Origin of the sequence: Collinsella sp. LCP19S3_A6 (genome assembly GCF_052122015.1) — a bacterium.
GTDB lineage: Bacteria > Actinomycetota > Coriobacteriia > Coriobacteriales > Coriobacteriaceae > Collinsella.
Genome location: NZ_JBQKDD010000001.1, coordinates 66,694 through 84,434, shown reverse-complemented (window position 1 = coordinate 84,434; position 17,741 = coordinate 66,694). Strand labels below are relative to the sequence as shown.

The 17,741-nt window shown below is 59.5% G+C and carries 14 protein-coding genes and 1 other RNA gene; 9 read left to right on the top strand and 6 right to left on the bottom strand.

Going from position 1 to position 17,741, the window contains the following annotated elements:
- Positions 1-21: 21 nt before the first annotated feature.
- Positions 22-831, bottom strand: a complete 810-nt coding sequence (locus ACTQVX_RS00365) for a YaaA family protein (RefSeq protein ID WP_427727597.1) — start codon at positions 829-831, stop codon at positions 22-24.
- Positions 832-934: 103 nt separating this feature from the next.
- Positions 935-2,332: an aminopeptidase gene (locus ACTQVX_RS00360; protein WP_427794724.1), complete on the bottom strand. Its 1,398-nt coding sequence runs from the start codon at positions 2,330-2,332 to the stop codon at positions 935-937.
- Between the two features lie 166 nt (positions 2,333-2,498).
- Here ACTQVX_RS00360 and polA point away from each other — a divergent pair, with 166 nt between their 5' ends.
- Positions 2,499-5,249 (top strand): DNA polymerase I, encoded by a 2,751-nt coding sequence (polA, locus tag ACTQVX_RS00355; RefSeq protein ID WP_441540649.1) that lies wholly within the window; start codon positions 2,499-2,501, stop codon positions 5,247-5,249.
- 272 nt (positions 5,250-5,521) lie between these two features.
- On the opposite strand, the gene ACTQVX_RS00350 is transcribed toward polA, so the two are convergent.
- Positions 5,522-6,349: a Cof-type HAD-IIB family hydrolase gene (locus ACTQVX_RS00350; protein WP_441068124.1), complete on the bottom strand. Its 828-nt coding sequence runs from the start codon at positions 6,347-6,349 to the stop codon at positions 5,522-5,524.
- 554 nt (positions 6,350-6,903) lie between these two features.
- On the opposite strand from ACTQVX_RS00350, the gene ACTQVX_RS00345 reads away from it, so the two are divergent.
- The 4 genes from ACTQVX_RS00345 (at position 6,904) to ndk (ending at position 10,874) form a co-directional block, all read left to right on the top strand.
- Positions 6,904-8,130 carry an argininosuccinate synthase gene (locus tag ACTQVX_RS00345; protein ID WP_441540650.1) on the top strand — a complete coding sequence of 409 codons (1,227 nt, stop codon included), beginning with the start codon at positions 6,904-6,906 and terminating at the stop codon, positions 8,128-8,130.
- A gap of 234 nt (positions 8,131-8,364) precedes the next feature.
- Positions 8,365-8,535, top strand: a complete 171-nt coding sequence (locus ACTQVX_RS00340) for a hypothetical protein (RefSeq protein ID WP_154515301.1) — start codon at positions 8,365-8,367, stop codon at positions 8,533-8,535.
- Between the two features lie 118 nt (positions 8,536-8,653).
- Positions 8,654-10,084, top strand: a complete 1,431-nt coding sequence (gene argH / locus ACTQVX_RS00335; protein WP_441540651.1) for an argininosuccinate lyase — start codon at positions 8,654-8,656, stop codon at positions 10,082-10,084.
- A 385-nt stretch (positions 10,085-10,469) separates the two neighbouring features.
- Positions 10,470-10,874, top strand: a complete 405-nt coding sequence (gene ndk / locus ACTQVX_RS00330; protein WP_055251725.1) for a nucleoside-diphosphate kinase — start codon at positions 10,470-10,472, stop codon at positions 10,872-10,874.
- A gap of 177 nt (positions 10,875-11,051) precedes the next feature.
- On the opposite strand, the gene rpiB is transcribed toward ndk, so the two are convergent.
- Positions 11,052-11,519: a ribose 5-phosphate isomerase B gene (gene rpiB / locus ACTQVX_RS00325; protein WP_427719257.1), complete on the bottom strand. Its 468-nt coding sequence runs from the start codon at positions 11,517-11,519 to the stop codon at positions 11,052-11,054.
- A gap of 269 nt (positions 11,520-11,788) precedes the next feature.
- On the opposite strand from rpiB, the gene ACTQVX_RS00320 reads away from it, so the two are divergent.
- Positions 11,789-13,108, top strand: coding sequence for an L-cysteine desulfidase family protein (locus ACTQVX_RS00320; protein WP_441559870.1), 1,320 nt, complete (start codon positions 11,789-11,791; stop codon positions 13,106-13,108).
- Here the strand turns inward: ACTQVX_RS00320 and ACTQVX_RS00315 are convergent.
- Positions 13,105-13,863, bottom strand: coding sequence for an HAD family hydrolase (locus tag ACTQVX_RS00315; protein WP_441016252.1), 759 nt, complete (start codon positions 13,861-13,863; stop codon positions 13,105-13,107). The genes ACTQVX_RS00320 and ACTQVX_RS00315 overlap by 4 nt on opposite strands.
- A 313-nt stretch (positions 13,864-14,176) precedes the next feature.
- On the opposite strand from ACTQVX_RS00315, the gene rpsA reads away from it, so the two are divergent.
- The 3 genes from rpsA (at position 14,177) to ACTQVX_RS00300 (ending at position 17,041) form a co-directional block, all read left to right on the top strand.
- Positions 14,177-15,343: a 30S ribosomal protein S1 gene (gene rpsA / locus ACTQVX_RS00310; protein WP_154515317.1), complete on the top strand. Its 1,167-nt coding sequence runs from the start codon at positions 14,177-14,179 to the stop codon at positions 15,341-15,343.
- 343 nt (positions 15,344-15,686) lie between these two features.
- Positions 15,687-16,048, top strand: an RNA gene (gene rnpB / locus ACTQVX_RS00305) — RNase P RNA component class A.
- Positions 16,049-16,402: 354 nt separating this feature from the next.
- Complete coding sequence (locus ACTQVX_RS00300; protein WP_441540653.1) at positions 16,403-17,041, top strand: YigZ family protein; 639 nt, start codon at positions 16,403-16,405, stop codon at positions 17,039-17,041.
- 67 nt (positions 17,042-17,108) lie between these two features.
- On the opposite strand, the gene ACTQVX_RS00295 is transcribed toward ACTQVX_RS00300, so the two are convergent.
- Complete coding sequence (locus ACTQVX_RS00295) at positions 17,109-17,555, bottom strand: C-GCAxxG-C-C family protein (protein ID WP_441031849.1); 447 nt, start codon at positions 17,553-17,555, stop codon at positions 17,109-17,111.
- Between the last annotated feature and the right edge of the window lie 186 nt (positions 17,556-17,741).

Genomic DNA, 17,741 nt, shown 5'->3' with positions numbered 1-17,741 from the left:
CATTCAAAAGTAGTGGTAGTCCTACAAGGCCTGTTCGTTCAGGAAGACCAAAGTGTTTTTATTTGAAAGCTCGGGAAAGTAACGATAACCAACGTCGAACGCGGTGAGCCCGCTTACATCCTCGAACTTGTTTTCTGCCATCCAGCGCACCATGGAGCCGCGCGCTTTTTTGCTGGCGGTCGAGCGTTGGATGGGCTTGCCGTTGCGGATGCCTTCACCAAAGAGACATGTGACGACCGTGGTGTCGGTGGTGAGGCGGGTCAGAACGGCTTTGGCGTATTCCGCGCTGGCGAGGTTGACGATCGTGGCGTTGGAGCCTGCCGGAGCGATGACCCGTGCGAGCTTGTCGCCCCAAAACGCGTAGAGGTCTCGGGCATCGTCGACGGCAAGCTTCGCGCCCATCTCCAGCCGATACGGTTCAACGGCATGAAAGGGGCGTACGCATCCGTAAAGGCCCGAGAGGATCCACAGATGGTCTTGCAGCCATGCGAGCTGTGCGGAATCCATCACCTCGGGCGCCATGCTTTGGTATTGAATGCCGTGATAGGACATGACGGCAGGGGAGAGGTGACGGGCGAGTGCGGGATTGTCGAGATCGCCGTTTTGCAAGATGGGCTCGAACTCATGCAGGGTGTTGAGGCAGGGCCCCAGCAGTTTGTCACTCACGTTCCACAGCGCCTGCAGGCTGCCGCTGCCTTCATTCCGCTCGATATCTAGCAGTGCGCGGTGGAGGCGAGCCGTCTCGCGCACAAAGGGTGGAATGCCCAGGACTTCAAAAGCATCTTGGGCCGCGCGCATCTGCTTGGCGGGCGAAATGATGACCTGCAGCATGGACTCTCCTCTGCCAAAAAGGAAGTTGCGGTGTAATACGGTCTGTTTTGGCCGTTTATGGGCCAGTTTAGTCCGTATCTCACCGCAACTGATGAAGGGTTGATTAGGCGCGCTCGATGAAGGCCTTGTAGCCGCGATAGGCCTCGTAGATATCGGCCTTGTTGGCGACCTCCCACAGGGCGTGCATGGACAGGACGGCAACGCCGGAGTCGATGACGTTCATGCCGTACTTGGCCATGATGTAGGCGATGGTGCCACCGCCGCCCGCGTTGACGCGACCGAGCTCGCAGGTCTGGAAGTCCACGCCGGCCTCGTCCATAATGTCGCGGATGAGGGCCATATACTCGGCGTCGGCGTCGTTGGAACCGCCCTTGCCGCGGCTGCCCGTGTACTTGTTAAAGCACAGGCCGCGACCCATAAAGGCTGCATTCTTGGTCTCGAACTTGCCGGCGTAGCCTGGGTCGAAGCCGGCGGATACGTCAGAGGAGAGCATGCGGCTGCGGGCGAGTGCGCGGCGCAGGGCCAGCGGGCTGCCCTCGCCGGCGAGCGTCATGATCTCGGCGACGGTGTTCTCGAAGAAGCGGCTTGTCATGCCGGTGGCTCCCACGGAGCCAATCTCCTCCTTGTCGACGATGAGCGTGATGCTCGTGCGCTCCACGTTGGCCACATTGATCTGGGCGAGCATGGAGGGGTAGGCGCAGACGCGGTCGTCGTGACCATAGCCCAAAATCATGGAGCGGTCGAGGCCCATGTCGCGGGCGGGGCCGGCGGGCACGACCTCGATTTCGGCGGAGAGGAAGTCCTCCTCCTCGACGTCGTACTGCTCCTTGAGGATATCCAGGAACATCTGCTTGACGGGCTCGGTGGGGGCGTCCTTGTCGTCCTCGTCAAATTTTACGGGACGGCCGCCCACGATCACGTCGAGGATCTCGGCGTCGACGGCGTCCTTGGCGGGCTTGGACATCTGCTCGCTCGAGAGGTGGATCAGCAGGTCGGAGATGGTAAAGACCGGATCGTCGGCCTTGTCGCCGATGTTGATGTCGACGGTGGTGCCGTCCTTTTTGCAGATGACGCCCACGAGTGCGAGCGGGGAGGCCACCCAGTGGTAGCTCTTGACGCCACCGTAGTAGTGCGTGTCGAGGTAGGCCATGTCGCCGGCCTCGAAGGCGGGATTCTGCTTGAGGTCCAGGCGCGGCGAGTCCACGTGGGCGCCCAGGATGTTAAAGCCCTGCTCGAGCGGGGCGGTGCCCAGGTTGACGAGCATAAGATCCTTGCCGTGGTTGGCGGCGTACACCTTGTCGCCTGCCTTGAGCTCGCGGCCTTCGGCGATCACGGTCTCCAGGTCGACGTATCCCGCCTCCTCGGCCATCTTGATGCCGGTCTTGACGCACAGGCGCTCGGTCTTGTTCTCGCTCAAAAACTGCTTATAGCCGCGGCAAAGCTCCTCGAGCTCCTCGATTTGCTGTGGCGTGTACTTTTTCCATGCGCAGGGACGCTCCATGACGCAGGCTCCTTTCGGATCGATCGTGCTGGTTGTTGTACCGTGAGCCATCGTATCACGCGTGGGCTCACGGTGGCGGGGGAGCTTGATGTGCGGTGGCCGCGGGGCGGGGAGCGTGTAAACTGGAGTGAGCAAGCCGTGCCCAGTCCAAAGCGAGGTATTCAATATGTCTGACAAGCGCCGCACCTTTGCCGTTATCGACGGCAACTCGCTCATGCACCGCGCCTTCCACGCCGTGCCGCCGACCATGAACGCGCCGGACGGTCGTCCCACCAACGCGATCTTTGGCTTTCTGAACATGTTTCTTAAGATGATCGATGCCTTTAGCCCCGACGGTGTGGTCGTGGCGTTTGACAAGGGCAAGCCGCGCGTGCGCATGGAGATGCTGCCGCAGTATAAGGCGCAGCGCCCGCCCATGGACCCCGATCTGCATGCGCAGTTTCCCATGATTAAGGAGCTGCTCACGGCGATCAACGTGCCAATTCTGCAGTCCGAGGGCTGGGAAGGCGACGATATTCTGGGAACCATGGCGCGCCTGGGTGAGGAGGCCGGCTGCGACATGCTGCTGGTGACCGGCGACCGTGACATGTATCAGCTTGTGACCGAGCACGTCAACGTGGTCTCGACTCGCAAGGGCCTGTCCGACGTGGCGATCATGACGCCCGAGAGCGTGGACGACCTGTATCACGGCATTACGCCGGCGCTCGTGCCCGATTTTTACGGCCTGAAGGGCGATACGTCGGACAACATTCCCGGCGTACCGGGCATTGGCCCCAAAAAGGCGAGCGCGCTCATCGCGCAGTACGGCAGCTTGGACGAGGTCATTGCGCATGCTGACGAGGTCAAGGGCAAGATGGGCGAGAACCTGCGTGCACACATCGACGATGCGCTGCTGAGCCGCAAGGTTGCGACCATCCGCACCGACGCACCTGTCGAGCTCGACTTTGACGCGACGTCCTTCCCATCGTTTTCTGCCGATGAGGTGTCCGCGGCGCTGGGCGCACTTGGCATTACGGCCATGCAGAACCGCTTCCTGGCGCTGATTGGCGGCGAGGGCGGGGTCGTGCCCGCTGCCAGCGCGTTCGAGATACCCGCGGTTTCGCGTGCCGCCGCCGGCGATGCTGAGGCACTTGTTGCTGTGGCGGCCGAGATCTCTCGCGCGATTGATGCGGGCGAGTGGGTCGCCGCCGTGGTGGACGATGACAAGGAGGAGGGTGCGCTCTTTGGCCTGACGCGTACGCTGTGGCTGGCGACGCCCAAGGGGCTCTTTGCGCTCGAGGAAGCCGATGACGGCACGCCTGCCGCTGTCGAGGGCTTCAATTCTGCCCACGGCGTTATCGCTGGCGTGCTCGCGCGCCTGTTTATGGAGGGCCGCGTGGCGAGCCCGGACATGAAGGCGTTGCTGCATGAGCTTTCGCCCATCGATTCTTCTGAGCCCGAGCTCATGGACCCGCTGGCAGTCGATTCCGTGCGCATCTTTGATACCGTGGTTGCCGCGTACCTGTTGGATTCCGACCGTTCCGAGTTTGACGAGGCATATCTGGCCGATACCTATCTGCAGATGGCGCTGCCTGCGGCGCGCGGTGCGGATGGTGCTGGCGAGGACGCTCCTGCTCCTGCTGCCCGTACCGCGGCGTTGACGCTGGCACTCGTGGCGCCGCTTCGCGACCGCATGGCCCGCGAGAACGCCGCCAACGTGTTCGATGGCATTGAGATGCCGCTCGTGCCGGTGCTTGCCAAGATGGAGCGCGCGGGCATGCTCGTAGATCCCGACCGGCTGCGCAGCCTGTCCGAGGGCCTGGCGACCCAGATCACCGAGGTCGAGCGCAGCATTCGCGACCTGGCAGGTGATGAGACGTTTAACATCGGCAGTCCCATGCAGCTCTCGCACGTGCTCTTTGACGTTATGGGGCTTCCGACCAAGGGCCTCAAAAAGACCAAGCGCGGGTACTATTCGACCAACGCCAAAGTGCTGAGCGACCTTGCCCGTGACCACGAAATCGTGCGCCTGATTTTGGACTGGCGTGAGAAGTCCAAGATCAAGTCGACCTATCTGGACACGCTAGGTCCGCTGCGCCGTGGTGACGGTCGCGTGCACACCACGTACAACCAGACCATCACGGCAACGGGTCGCCTGTCCTCGAGCGACCCGAACCTGCAGAACATCCCGACGCGCTCTGAGCTGGGCCGTACCGTTAAGACGGCGTTTTCAGCAGGCGAGGGCAGCGTCTTTTTGGCGGTGGACTACTCGCAGATCGAGCTGCGTCTACTCGCGCATCTCTCGGGTGACGAGCACCTGGTGCGCGCCTTTAACGAGGGCGAGGACTTCCATGCCGAGACGGCCGCGCGCGTGTTTGGCGTTTCGGTGTCCGAGGTAACGCCCGACCTGCGCAGTCGCGCCAAGGCCGTGAATTTTGGCATTGTGTATGGTCAGCAGGCGTACGGTCTGTCGCAGTCGCTACATATCTCGATGGCCGAGGCGCGTGGCATGATCGATCGCTACTACGAGGCCTACCCGGGCGTTCGCACGTTCCTCGACAACGTGGTGGCGCGCGCCAAGCAGACGGGCTATGCCGAGACCATGTATGGCCGTCGTCGCCATATTCCGGAGCTCAAGGCCAAAAACCCACAGCTCCGCGGCTTTGGCGAGCGCACGGCCATGAACCATCCCATGCAGGGCACTGCGGCCGACATCATCAAGATCGCCATGGCCCGCGTAAGCCGCCGCCTGGAAGAAGAGGGCTTTGCCGCCCACATGATCTTGCAGGTGCACGACGAACTGGACTTTGAGTGCCCCGTCGACGAAGTCGAGCGCCTGACCGCCATGGTCCAAGACGTCATGGAGCACGTCGTAGACCTCCGCGTGCCCCTCATCGCCGAAGCCAGCACCGGCATAACCTGGGCCGACGCGAAATAGGAAAGCGCCCACAATTCCAAAGTAACTAAAGGCAGAAGGGGGCTCCTTGCCAACAAGGAGCCCCCTTCATTCCAAAAAATCAGCCAAGTATCTAGACACCCAAGACGCCATCTAGGCGGCAAGCAAGTCAACATAGCCATGCCCGGGGCCGGCCGTTTGATTTTTGTAGATTCCGCACGAGCCGAAGGCCACTTAATGTGGCCTTCGAGCGAGCCCAGGACCTGACCGAGCAAAAATCAAACGGCCGGCCCCGGGCATGGCGACGAGATAGATTACCGAGCCGCCAAGATGGCGTCGATGAGCGTCAGTACGCCCCCGTCGTTGTTGCTCGGAATGCGCCACTTGGCGTGCGCATTCATATGCTCTTCGGCATTGTCCACGATAAAGCTATGCCCGACGCGCTCGAGCATAGGGATATCGTTGTAGGTGTCGCCCACGGCGGCGGCATCGGCGATATCGATGCCCAAGTGCTCGCACAGGTGCGCGACGCCGGCGCCCTTGTCGACGCCCAGGTTCATAAAGTCGATCCACTCGCGGCCCGCATTGGTGACGTAGAGCTGATCCGAGAACGCGGGGTTATAGGTCTCGCGGAACGCAGGCTCGGCGTCGTAGGCGGGGAAGAAGATCGAAATCTTGTTGGACTCGAAATCAATGCCCTCAAAGCTGTCGACGTAGTTGATTGTGTTGTAGTAGACGCTGATCTCGTCGTGGTATTGATGGTCGCGGGCAAGCACGTAGAACTCGTCGAAGCAGCACAGGACGGGAACGGCGCGAGAATCCTCCGAGGCACGAGCGAGCACCTGTTGATACAGCGCCACATCGATATTGCTCTTATAGATATAGTTGCCGCGATATATCACGCACGCGCCGTTATCGGGGCAAAAAGCGATGCGGTTCTTGATGTCCTCGAACATCTCCTCGAGCTTGGGGGCGGGACGTCCGCTGGCGGGGCAGAATACGATGCCGGCTTCGGCGAGCTTGTCCAGGCGTTCGTCAAGGCCTTGCGGCAGCACGCGCTCGTCGGTCAGCAGCGTCTTGTCCATGTCGACGGCGATGAGCTTAATGTTTCCGATATTGGCGTCCGATTCGTAAGTTTGCATAAAAGCGAGCCTTTCGTTTCGAAATTGTTTCAGACGTTATAACCATCAACTCGTAACCAGGCGTATTTTCGCAGGAACGGAGCGTATTTGCACTGCATTTCACAAACTAATGAAAAAACTTTTCAGAAATTTGAATTTGTCGCTTGTGCAGCGGGCACTTTAGCGTAATATAGCGACCATCGAAAACGGAGACGGCAAAAGAGCCGCTTACCGAGGAAAAGGTACCGTTTGCGATATTAGAATTGCGCCCGGCGATAGGTGAAAGGAGAGGCAGATGCAGTTCGTAAAGATCATCACCACTGCAGACAATGCCATCCGACGCCAGCGCGCAATTTCCCGACGACGATAACAATCGTCTCTGTCCGCATGGGGCGAATTGCCTCAACAGAGTCATTTTAAGGTCGTTGGGTTTTAGCACGACATTGCTGCATGTTTCTAGGGCATGTATGTGCTGATTTTTGCTATTTAACCTGATATTGCACGACATGTGACCTTGAAATGACTTGCAACTGACCGATGTTCTAACTAGCTACCAAGGGCGAAAGGAAACAGCCATGAGCAAGGAAAAAGTCGTTCTCGCATATTCCGGTGGTCTTGATACATCCGTATGTGTCAAGTGGCTCCAGGACGAGAAGAATCTCGATGTCGTTTGCGTCTGCGGCAACGTGGGCCAGGAGGAGACCGGCCTGGATGCCAGGAAACAGAAAGCGCTTGACCTGGGCGTTCTTGATTGCCAGGTGCTCGACCTGCGCGATGAGTTCTCCGATGAGTTCCTGACCAAGGCCATCGCCGCAAATTCCATGTACGAGAACAAGTACCCGCTGCTTTCCGCTCTGTCTCGCCCGCTGCTCGCCAAGAAGCTTGTCGAGGTCGCCCACGAGTTTGGCGCGACCTACGTCGCCCACGGCTGCACCGGCAAGGGTAACGACCAGGTTCGTTTTGAGGCTGCCGTCAAGGCCCTCGACCCCGAGCTTAAGGTTATCGCCCCGGTTCGCGAGTGGGATCTGAAGTGCCGTCCCGACGAGGTCGCCTATGCTCACGCCCACAACGTGCCGGTTCCCGAGGGTGCCAACGACAACCCCTATTCCATTGACGACAACCTGTGGGGTCGTGCCATTGAGTGCGGCCACCTGGAGGATCCCTGGAACGAGCCGCTCGACGACGCCTGGGTTATGACCAAGAATCCCGAGGACACGCCCGACACCCCGACCTACACCGAGATTGAGTTTGAGGCCGGCAAGCCCGTCGCCGTCGACGGCAAGAAGATGAAGCTCTCCGAGATCGTCATCGCCCTCAACAAGATTTCGGGCGATAACGGCTTTGGTCGTCTCGACCTGGTCGAGGATCGTCTGGTGGGCCTCAAGAGCCGCGAGTGCTATGAGGTTCCCGGCGCCCTGACGCTTATCACCGCCCACAAGGCGCTCGAGGATATTTGTGTCGAGGGCGATCTGCTCAAGACCAAGATTAAGCTCGAGCAGGATTGGGCCACCGCCGTGTACAACGGCCAGTGGTACAGCCCGCTCAAAAACGCACTCGACGCCTTTATGGCCGATACCCAGAAGTTCGTGACCGGTACCGTTCGTCTGAAGTTCTTTAAGGGCAACTGCCATGTTGTCGGCCGCAAGAGCCCCTTCAGCCTCTATGACTACGGTCTGGCCACCTACGACCGCGACACCACGTTTGACGAGAAGGCCAGCGCCGGCTTTATCGAGATCGACACGCTGTCGCTCAAGACGTGGGCCAAGGTCCAGGGTCCCAGCTCTGCTGCCGCTCAGGCTTAAGTCTTTCTCCCTTGGTATCCGCGCGGCCCATCCGCGTGATACATAACGGGCGCATGGGGTCCCTACCTTTCGTTATGCTTGCTGACACTTCTTAACATCGGTGGCCCCTACATTCCGCCCGCATATATGATGCCGCGTCTGCGGCTGAGTCCGAGCCCCGCCGGGGTTGTCCGGCGGGGCTCCTTCTATCAATTTGGCGGCTCTGCGCCTATATATATCTGAGGGGTATCCATTATGTTCAATGCTATCGCGCATGCTTTACTTGCCCTCGCGCCCGAGTTCGATGCTGCAAAGGTCGAGGATGTCCCTATGAGCCTGAAGGCATGGATTGACGGCTCGGCAAGCAACGGCTGGCGGGAGTCGATGGGCGCCAAGTGCCTGGTGCGTCACTTCTTTGCAAATTAGCCACATGGTCTCGCGCTCGGTGGGGAATGTGCAAAACTAGCGGTTGATAAATCGCTTTAGCGACATGGCGCTTTGCTTTGGGCGCTTGTTTTGGTATTTAGAGAAAGGGGACGGTTCCATGGCTCTTTGGGGCGGTCGTTTTGAGGCAGGCGTGGCCGAGGTCACGCAGGAGTTTGGCGCGTCGCTGCCGGTCGACAAACATCTCTATAAGCAGGATATCGCTGGCTCTAAGGCACATGCCAAGATGCTGGCGGCCCAGGGCATTATCAGTGCAAAGGACGAGCAGGCGATTGCCGAGGGTCTGACCGCAATCGAACAGGATATCGATGCCGGCAACTTCACCTTCGATATCAACGACGAGGACATTCATATGTCCATCGAGAGCGAGCTGACCCGTCGCATCGGCGAGGCGGGCAAGCGCCTGCATACCGGGCGTTCGCGCAACGACCAGGTGGCGACCGATACGCGCCTGGGCGTCAAGGCGCTGGCCAAGGAGCTCATGGAGGCCAATCTTGAGCTGCGCCACGTGCTGGTGGATGCGGCCAAACAGTGCAACAAGGTGATTCTGCCGGGTTACACGCACATGCAGCATGCTCAGCCCGTGCTGCTGTCGCATCATCTGCTGGCGTATTCTTGGATGTTCGCGCGCGACTTTACACGCCTGAAGGCCGCCTTTGATGCTGCCGACAACTGCCCGCTGGGCGCTGCCGCGCTTGCCGGTACGAGCTATCCGCTCGATCGTCAGATGACGGCCGCCGAACTTGGCTTTGCGGGCGTGATTCCCAACTCGCTCGATGCGGTTTCCGACCGTGATTTCCTCCTCGATCTGCATTACGCCGGCTCCGTCATGGCGATGCACCTGTCGCGTCTTTCCGAGGAGATCGTGCTGTGGTCGAGCTCCGAGTTTGGCTTTATCACGCTTTCCGACTCGTATTCCACTGGCTCGTCCATCATGCCGCAGAAGAAGAACCCCGATTTTGCCGAGCTTATCCGCGGCAAGAGCGGCCGAGTCTATGGCAACCTGGTGCAGCTGCTCGTGACCATGAAGGGCCTGCCGCTCGCTTATAACAAGGACTTGCAGGAGGACAAGGAGGGCGCGCTCGATACCGCCCATACGCTCATGCAGTGCCTGTCCGTTATGGCCGGTATGATTTCGACCTGGACCGTCAACGAGGATGCCATGGCGCGCGAGTGCGGCGTGGGGCACCTTGCCGCCACCGATGTTGCCGATTACCTGGCCAAGCGTGGCCTGCCGTTCCGCGAGGCCCACGCCGTGGTGGGCCATTTGGTCCTGATGTGCGAGAAGCGCGGCTGCAATCTTGAGGACCTGCCGTTTGAGGTGTTCCAAGAGGCAAGCCCGCTCTTTGAGCACGACATTACCGAGGCACTCGACATTCCGTCGATTGTCGCTGCACGCACGACCGAGGGCGGTACCGCCCCTGCCGCCGTTGCCGTGCAGCTGCAGCGTGCCCAGGCACAACTCGTTGCCGACGAAGGTGTGCTTGGATCGCTGACCAAGGTCGTCGAGATGGGCCACGGGGCAAAGTAAGGGTTTAGTTGAAGCGGCTTTGGCCATTTATTGATAAATCGTTTTTGCTTTTACGGGCGTCTGTTGCTGCGGGCGCCCGTATTTTGTTGCAATGGGGAAGGGGCTTGTCGAGAACTTCTGTAGGACCTTTGGGCAGGTTGTGAAGGGGCTACGTTCACGGGCGGCAACCGACCGTCCGCTCGGTTCGGTGCGGTTGATGCGCGGTCGGATGGTACTCTAATCGGGCTTCGAAACAGAAGTGACACATATGGAACGTTTTAATAAATTGTAGCGTTTCAATAAACAGTTTTTTGTTTAACTGCAGCTAAAACTCTGTTACGATGCAGTCCAGGCGGGTGCCGGAATGGGACTTGGGCACGCGCGAACCTACTTGAAAGGCTACCTTATGGCTATCGAGAAGACCTTCATCATGATTAAGCCCGACGCTGTGCGCGATCGCAAGATCGGCGAGATCGTCGCTCGCATTGAGCGTAGCGGCCTTGTCATCGAGCGCATGGAGATGACCACGCTCGAGCGTGCTACCGTCGAGGAACACTACGCCCATCTGGCGGACAAGCCCTTCTTTGGCGGTCTCTGCGACTTTATGACGAGCGGTCCGGTCGTCAAGATGGTCGTTTCCGGTCTCTCCGCCGTCTCCAAGATGCGTACCCTTATGGGCGCTACCAACCCGCTTGACGCTGCCCCCGGCACCATTCGCGGCGACTTCGCTGTCGATGTCAACGCCAACGTGATCCACGGCTCCGACTGCCTGGAGAACGCCGAGATCGAGATCAAGCGCTTCTTTGGCTAAACCAGCTTTGACTCCTCAAAGCTGTTAGCGTGTGGCTTTGGCGCCGCGGAATTCCATCCGCGGCGCCCTTTTTATTCCAGTAGATTTCTAGGTATATCCCAAAAATCTACTAAACAGCCCCCGCCCGGATGTTTCTTCCGGGCGGGGGCTGGCGTTAGCGTATGGCTTTGTAGGTCTTTAAGCCTCGTCGACGACCTTGAGTCCGCGGGTCTGGTCGATCTCGTTGATGAGATTGACGCGACGCTCGTGGCGGCCGCCCTCAAACTCGGCGTCGAGCCACTCGTCGACAATCATCTTGGCGAGCTCGGAGCCCACGACGCGGGCACCAAAGGCGAGCACGTTGGTGTTGTTGTGCATGCGGGAGAGCTTGGCGCTGAAGGGCTCGGAGCACACGACGGCGCGTACGCCCTCGACCTTGTTGGCAGCCAGGCTAATCCCGACGCCGGTGCCACAGATGAGGATGCCCAGGTCGACGTCGCCGTTGGCAACGGCCTTACCCACCTTGTAGCCGGCGATGGGGTAGTCAAAGCTCTCGGAGGTGTCGGTGCCAAAGTTCACGACCTCGCAGCCGCGCTCCTTCAGGTGCTCGGAGATGATGTTCTTGAGCTCGACGGCGGCGTGGTCGTTACCGATACCGATCTTCATGGATGCTTCCTCTCTGGTCTGTGCGGCGAGATTGCTAAAGGTTTTACCGCGTTCGACTGCATGATAGCGCGACTTTTGTGTAAACGCTCGGGCGTTTTTTGCTCAAACGCTTTAGCATGCAATAAGACCGGCCTATCATGAATAATGCCGCCAATTTGTGCTCGAGCGCCGTCCGCCGGAACCATGGTTGTGGTTTTTGATGCATTGTTATCAAATAAAATAGCGAACTATTTTGAGAGCCCAGCCCGTTATACAAGTAGGAGATACCTATGCCTGCCGATTCCCTTCGTGATACCGCGTTTTGCGATGTTTTGAACCGCGAGCTTGTCTGTGCGCTCGGCTGCACCGAGCCCATTGCCGTTGCCTATGCAGCGGCGCTGGCGAGCCAGACGCTCGGCTGCGAACCCGATCATATGGATGTTGTCTGCTCGGGCAACATCATCAAGAACGTAAAGAGCGTGACCGTGCCTAACTCGGGCGGTATGCATGGTATTGAAGCCGCGGCCGTGCTGGGTGCCGTGGGCGGCGACGCCAAGAGCGCGCTCGAGGTGCTCGAGAGTGTTGACGATAAAGACCGTGCTCGCGTGGCCGAGCTCCTCGCCGATGCCGGCTACTGCGATGTGTCGCTTGTCGAGGGCGTGCCCAACCTCTACATCAAGGTGACTGCCACAGCCGGGGGGCATACCGCGGTCGTCGAGATTACCGACCACCACACCAATGTCACGTGCCATACACTCGACGGTATCCCGGTATGCGGCAAGTCGGTGGGGGAGTGTGCCGCCTGCGCCGAGCGCGTGGTGGCCGAGCGCGCGGCAGATAGCGCCGACACGCCCATGTCGATTGAGACCATCATCGACTTTATTGAGGACGGCGATGTTGAGGGTGCTCGCGCTGCCGTTGAGCGTCAGATCGAGCTGAACGGCGCCATTAGCGCAGAGGGCTTGGCGCACGCTTGGGGCGCCGAGGTGGGCCGTACGCTGCTGGGCGCTCGTGCCGATGACGTCGCCTGCCGTGCCCGTGCCCGTGCAGCCGCCGGGTCCGACGCCCGCATGAACGGCTGCGCACTGCCGGTCGCCATTGTGTGCGGCTCGGGCAATCAGGGCATTACCTGTGCATTGCCCGTTATGGAATATGCCGAGTACCTGCGCTGCGACCACGAGCGCCTGGTGCGCGCCGTGATGCTGTCCGATCTTATTGCCGTGCATATCAAAAGCTATATTGGTGCACTTTCGGCGTTTTGCGGTGCTATTTGCGCCGCGTGCGGTGCCGGCGCGGCGATTACCTGGCTGTGCGGTGGCACGCGCGAGCAGATCGGCGCGACGGTCTCGAATACGCTCGGCAACGTGGGCGGCATCGTGTGCGATGGCGCCAAGGCGAGCTGTGCCGCCAAGATTTCCGCAGCCGTTGATGCGGCGATTCTGGGCCACGATATGGCCATGCAGGGCCGTGGCTTCCGCGCCGGCGAGGGCCTGATCCAAGATACCGTTGAGCAGACGATCGCCAGCATGGGCTATGTGGGTCGCGTGGGTATGAAGGACACCGACGTCGAGATCCTCAACATCATGATCGGCAAAACCCAAGTTTGTTAGGACCGTTCGTTGGCTACTTGGTGCTCGTAGAAGGCATCGATTACGGCGTTAAAGTCGCGGGCGAAGTCTTCCATGGTTCCGCGCCAGGTGGCTCGACTGGGTTTTCCCTGGCCAACATAGGCAGTTTGAATACCGCAGGCGGGGCTGGGGAAGTCGCGCTTGGGGTCGTTGCCCACCATAAGGACCTCGTGCGGTTCGAGCCCCATGGCCTGCAGCTGCTCCAGGTAATAGGTGGCATCGGGCTTGCAACGGGTGGCGTTTCCCATGTGCGTCACGAGCTCAAAGGGGGCGTCGGCCAGGTCACCCCAACCCATGCGGCATTCGATGGCCCCCTGGGGAAAGCTGGGGTTGGTAAAGAGTGCGCAACGCAGTCCTGCGTCCCGTACAGCCTGGAGTGCGGCGTGTGCACCCGGCATGGCGTGGGCATTGATGGCATCGTCATTCTTGTACGGGAGAACTTCGCGTTCATAGTAGGTAAACGCCTCGTAGATGAGTGGGTCCGAGAGGCAGATGCCGCACCTGCGCTCGACCTCGGTGCGGTAAAACTCAAGATTGGTGCGATTGTCCGTGCCGCTTCGGCGATTGGCGTTGAGGTCGACCAGGATGGTGCCGAGGCGTGCCATCGTGCCACCGCGGCTGCATCGTCCGATATCCGCGAGCATTGACGAGACATCCTTAAAATAGCGAAGGATAAACGCGTTGAGATTGATGCTGAGAAGCGTCTCGTCCATATCGAAAACGACTGCTTTGAGCACGCGGGCACCTTTCTCGAAAAATCGTTTAGAACGTTGGCTCCGGATACTTTACCCCAAAGCCGTATACTCAACTGCTTATCGTCAACTTATGGAGACAGTCGTTCACAAGATTGCGAAAAAGTCTCCATACGAGTAAAAAATCGCAGTTCACGCTTGAAATCGAAGTGATTTCCACGTAACCTATACGAACGTGATTGCATAAGCGTCACATTAGTATCTGTCGGCTCCCGAGTGTTCCTAAACGTTGTGTGCTTGTCGCACCCTTCTGTAGGTCCTAGCAATCGGGGCCCCGTAGTTCGAAAGGGGTCCACCTTTGAGTGAGATTCAGAACTCGTCCATTTTCTCTCTTGACGATGTCAACGAGGAGGAGATGAACAACCTCATCGACGGTACGATTACCGACTTTGATGAGGGCGATCTCGTTAACGGTACTGTCGTTAAGATCGAGCATGACGAGGTGCTCGTTGACATCGGATTCAAGTCCGAGGGCGTTATCCCGGTCCGCGAGCTGTCCATCCGCAAGGACGCTAACCCTGCAGACATCGTTGCACTCGGTGATTCCATCGAGGCCCTGGTTCTCCAGAAGGAGGACAAGGACGGTCGTCTGGTCCTTTCCAAGAAGCGTGCCGAGTACGAGCGTGCTTGGAACCGCATCGAGGAGAAGTTCAACTCCGGCGAGAACGTCGAGGGCGAGGTTATCGAGGTTGTCAAGGGCGGCCTGATCCTCGACATCGGCCTGCGTGGCTTCCTGCCCGCTTCCCTCGTCGACCTCCGTCGCGTCAAGGACCTCACCTCCTACATGGGCACCCGCATCGAGGCCCGCGTCATCGAGATGGACCGCAACCGCAACAACGTCGTTCTCTCCCGTCGCGTCGTGCTTGAGGAGTCCCGTAAGGCCGAGCGTTCCGAGATCCTGTCCAAGCTCAAGTCTGGCATGCGTCTCCAGGGCACTGTTTCCTCCATCGTCGACTTCGGCGCCTTCGTCGACCTCGGCGGCATCGACGGCCTCATCCACATCTCCGAGCTCTCCTGGAACCACGTCAACCATCCTTCCGAGGTTGTCAAGGTCGGCCAGGAGGTCGAGGTCGAGGTTCTCGACGTCGATCTCAACCGCGAGCGCATCTCCCTGGGTCTCAAGCAGACCACCGAGGATCCGTGGCGCGCACTGGTCAAGAAGTACCCCGTCGGCGCTATCGTCGAGGGCACTGTGACCAAGCTTGTCCCGTTTGGCGCTTTCGTCGATCTGGGCGAGGGCATCGAGGGCCTGGTGCACATCTCCGAGATGGCCAACAAGCACGTCGACCAGCCTTCTCAGGTCACCCACGTGGGCGACAAGGTTCAGGTCAAGGTCATGGAGATCGACCTCGACCGTCGTCGTATCTCCCTGTCTATGAAGTCCGCTGCTGAGACTCTGGGCGTCGAGATCGAGGTTACCCCGCTGCCTTCCGAGAAGAAGGACGAGGAGACCGACGCCGAGTAAATCGGTTTGACGATCACTTGCTTTAAGGGATCCGTCCGCAATGGACGGGTCCCTTTTTGCGTTTGCCGGTGAGGTGCGCAATGCTACTCGTGCGCAATGCTGTCCGGGCTGTTCACGGGGGCTATTGGGTTGTCGGTGCATGAAAATGCCGACATCCCGCCTCGGGGAGGAGGCGGGAACGCACCGAGTAGACGGAGGGGTGCGGAGCGCGGTCGCGTCTCGACTGGCGACGTTGCCCATCGACGACCCTATTGTACCGCATGGCATGGTTCTTGGTATATCGTGTCGAACGCTTGTGTTGTGCCTTTGCCTGCGGCAACGGTGTGTTACACTCTTGCACTGCTGAGTGGGCCAGACGGTCGCGCGATGTGCTGCTTGCGGCACGCGTGAGGAAAGTCCGGGCTCCAGAGGGCGGGATGCCGGCTAACGGCCGGGCGGAGTGATCCGACGGAAAGCGCCGCAGAAAAGAAGACTCCCACCTGCGCTGCAAGGCGTAAAGGGAAAAGCTGAAACGGTGGTGTAAGAGACCACCAGCGTCGTGGCAACACGGCGGCTTGGCAAGCCCCATCCGGAGCAAGCGCGAATAGGAACGCAATGGGCCGGCCCGGTCCGCGTTCGGGTAGCGTGCGTGGAGCTGCACGGTAACGTGCAGACAAGATAAATGACCGTTCACGACAGAACCCGGCTTATAGGCCCACTCGGCACTTTGTTGACGCTGCGAACCCGTCAGCGCGACAATCTGCCTTTCAAGCCTTCGGGCATGACCATAAGGTCAATGCCCTCGTCTTTCAAGGCACCTTGCTCGCGCTGACGGGTTCTCGCTTTCGTTGACGGAATCATCGGCGGTTCCGTTCTTGGCATCTCGCTGTTTTTGCCTGGTCATCGGCAGCTTCATTTCTGTTGCAATCTCGTCTTTCAAGGCACCTTGCTCGCGCTGGCGGGTTCTCGCTGTTGGTGACGGCCTCATTGGCGTTTCCGCTCTTGTTGGCGAGGGCAACGGTGCTGTCTTTGCCGTATTATTGAGGCTGTTTGTTGCCGTGCTTTTTCTGTTGAGGGGCTTTGTTGGACAGCTATCTTACTCTGCAATCGAATATTGAGGCTTCTGGCGAGTTTGTGGATCGCAAGAGCCGGTTTATTGCCCAGCTGGTCCATATTGAATCCGAGGATGAGGCGAATGCCTTCATCGAGATGGTTCGCAAGCGTCATTACGACGCTCGACACAATGTTCCCGCGTGGATTTTGGTCGATGGACGCGAGCGTCAGAGTGATGACGGTGAGCCGAGCCGCACGAGCGGCATGCCGACGCTCGAGGTGTTGCGCGGCGCTGGGCTCAAAAATGTTTGCTGCGTGGTGACGCGCTATTTTGGCGGCACGCTGTTGGGGCCCGGTGGCTTGGTGCGCGCCTATACCGCGGCGACGCAGGCGGCGGTGGCAGCTGCTCAGGAGGCAGGGCAGGTCGTTGAGATGACGAGCGTCGTGCCTGTTGACGTGCACGTGGCCTATCCGCAGTATGAGCAGGTGCTTCGTTTGGCGCAGGATTCGGGTGCCAAGGTTTCGGATACCGATTACGCGGATGCCGTGACGATTCATTTGGTGTTTAAGGCGGGGGAGCAGGAGCCGTTTTGCGCTAAGATGCGCGAGCTTATGGCGGGGCGCGAGGAGATTGAGGTCGGCGCTCCCAAATTTGCCGAGTTCTAACGGCGACGGCCGGCGTGCTTTTGGATGAATCCTAAGCACGCCGGCCGTCGTTTTCTGTTGCCGCCGTTTACTCGGCGAGCTGCTTTAGCACATCGCAGGCGATCTCGATGGCGTCGTCGATGCAGCCGGGGCAGCTGCGGAGCGGACCATTGTCCGATCCGATGCCCTTGAGCGTGCCGCAGACGGTCGTCGTGTTTTTCGTTTTAAAACGCTTGGCGATTTCGCGCGACAGCTTGTAAGTCTGGCCCTTGGTCTTGGGGTTTTCCATGCCGTCGCTCATTACAAAGCCCATGATGGCCACGGCGCCCGAGATAGCGCCGCAGGTCTCGGTCATGCCGCCCATGCCGGCGCCAAAGCCCTCGGTGAGGATAAAGGCGGTCTGGGGGTCGAGCCCGACGGCGGGTGCGAGCGTGCAGGCGACGGCCTGTGCGCAGTTAAAGCCACGGGCGTGGTATTCGGCAGCCTGAGCCTGACAGGCGGTGATGTCGAGCTGGGCAGTATCGATTTGCTTCATCGTTGTCTCCTCGGTAACGGTGTACTCGCCTATGGTACCCTTGCCGATGCATTTGTTCATCGAAAGCCTCATGTATGCCTCATTTTTATCTATCGAATAAATGCCAAGATCTGCGATAAATGCCCCCGGTAGATTTGTCTCATAACCTACCTTGGGGATGGGTTGAGAGGGGTGCGGGGTAGCGGT

Excerpts from the sequence above, each read along its gene's own strand:
- ACTQVX_RS00340 (WP_154515301.1), top strand. The coding sequence starts at position 8,365 with ATGTTCAATGCTATCGCGCATGCTTTACTTGCCCTCGCGCCCGAGTTC.
- ndk (WP_055251725.1), top strand. The coding sequence starts at position 10,470 with ATGGCTATCGAGAAGACCTTCATCATGATTAAGCCCGACGCTGTGCGC.
- polA (WP_441540649.1), top strand. The coding sequence starts at position 2,499 with ATGTCTGACAAGCGCCGCACCTTTGCCGTTATCGACGGCAACTCGCTC.
- ACTQVX_RS00360 (WP_427794724.1), bottom strand. The coding sequence starts at position 2,332 with ATGGAGCGTCCCTGCGCATGGAAAAAGTACACGCCACAGCAAATCGAG.
- rpiB (WP_427719257.1), bottom strand. The coding sequence starts at position 11,519 with ATGAAGATCGGTATCGGTAACGACCACGCCGCCGTCGAGCTCAAGAAC.
- ACTQVX_RS00365 (WP_427727597.1), bottom strand. The coding sequence starts at position 831 with ATGCTGCAGGTCATCATTTCGCCCGCCAAGCAGATGCGCGCGGCCCAA.
- ACTQVX_RS00350 (WP_441068124.1), bottom strand. The coding sequence starts at position 6,349 with ATGCAAACTTACGAATCGGACGCCAATATCGGAAACATTAAGCTCATC.
- argH (WP_441540651.1), top strand. The coding sequence starts at position 8,654 with ATGGCTCTTTGGGGCGGTCGTTTTGAGGCAGGCGTGGCCGAGGTCACG.
- ACTQVX_RS00295 (WP_441031849.1), bottom strand. The coding sequence starts at position 17,555 with ATGAAGCAAATCGATACTGCCCAGCTCGACATCACCGCCTGTCAGGCT.
- ACTQVX_RS00345 (WP_441540650.1), top strand. The coding sequence starts at position 6,904 with ATGAGCAAGGAAAAAGTCGTTCTCGCATATTCCGGTGGTCTTGATACA.
- ACTQVX_RS00320 (WP_441559870.1), top strand. The coding sequence starts at position 11,789 with ATGCCTGCCGATTCCCTTCGTGATACCGCGTTTTGCGATGTTTTGAAC.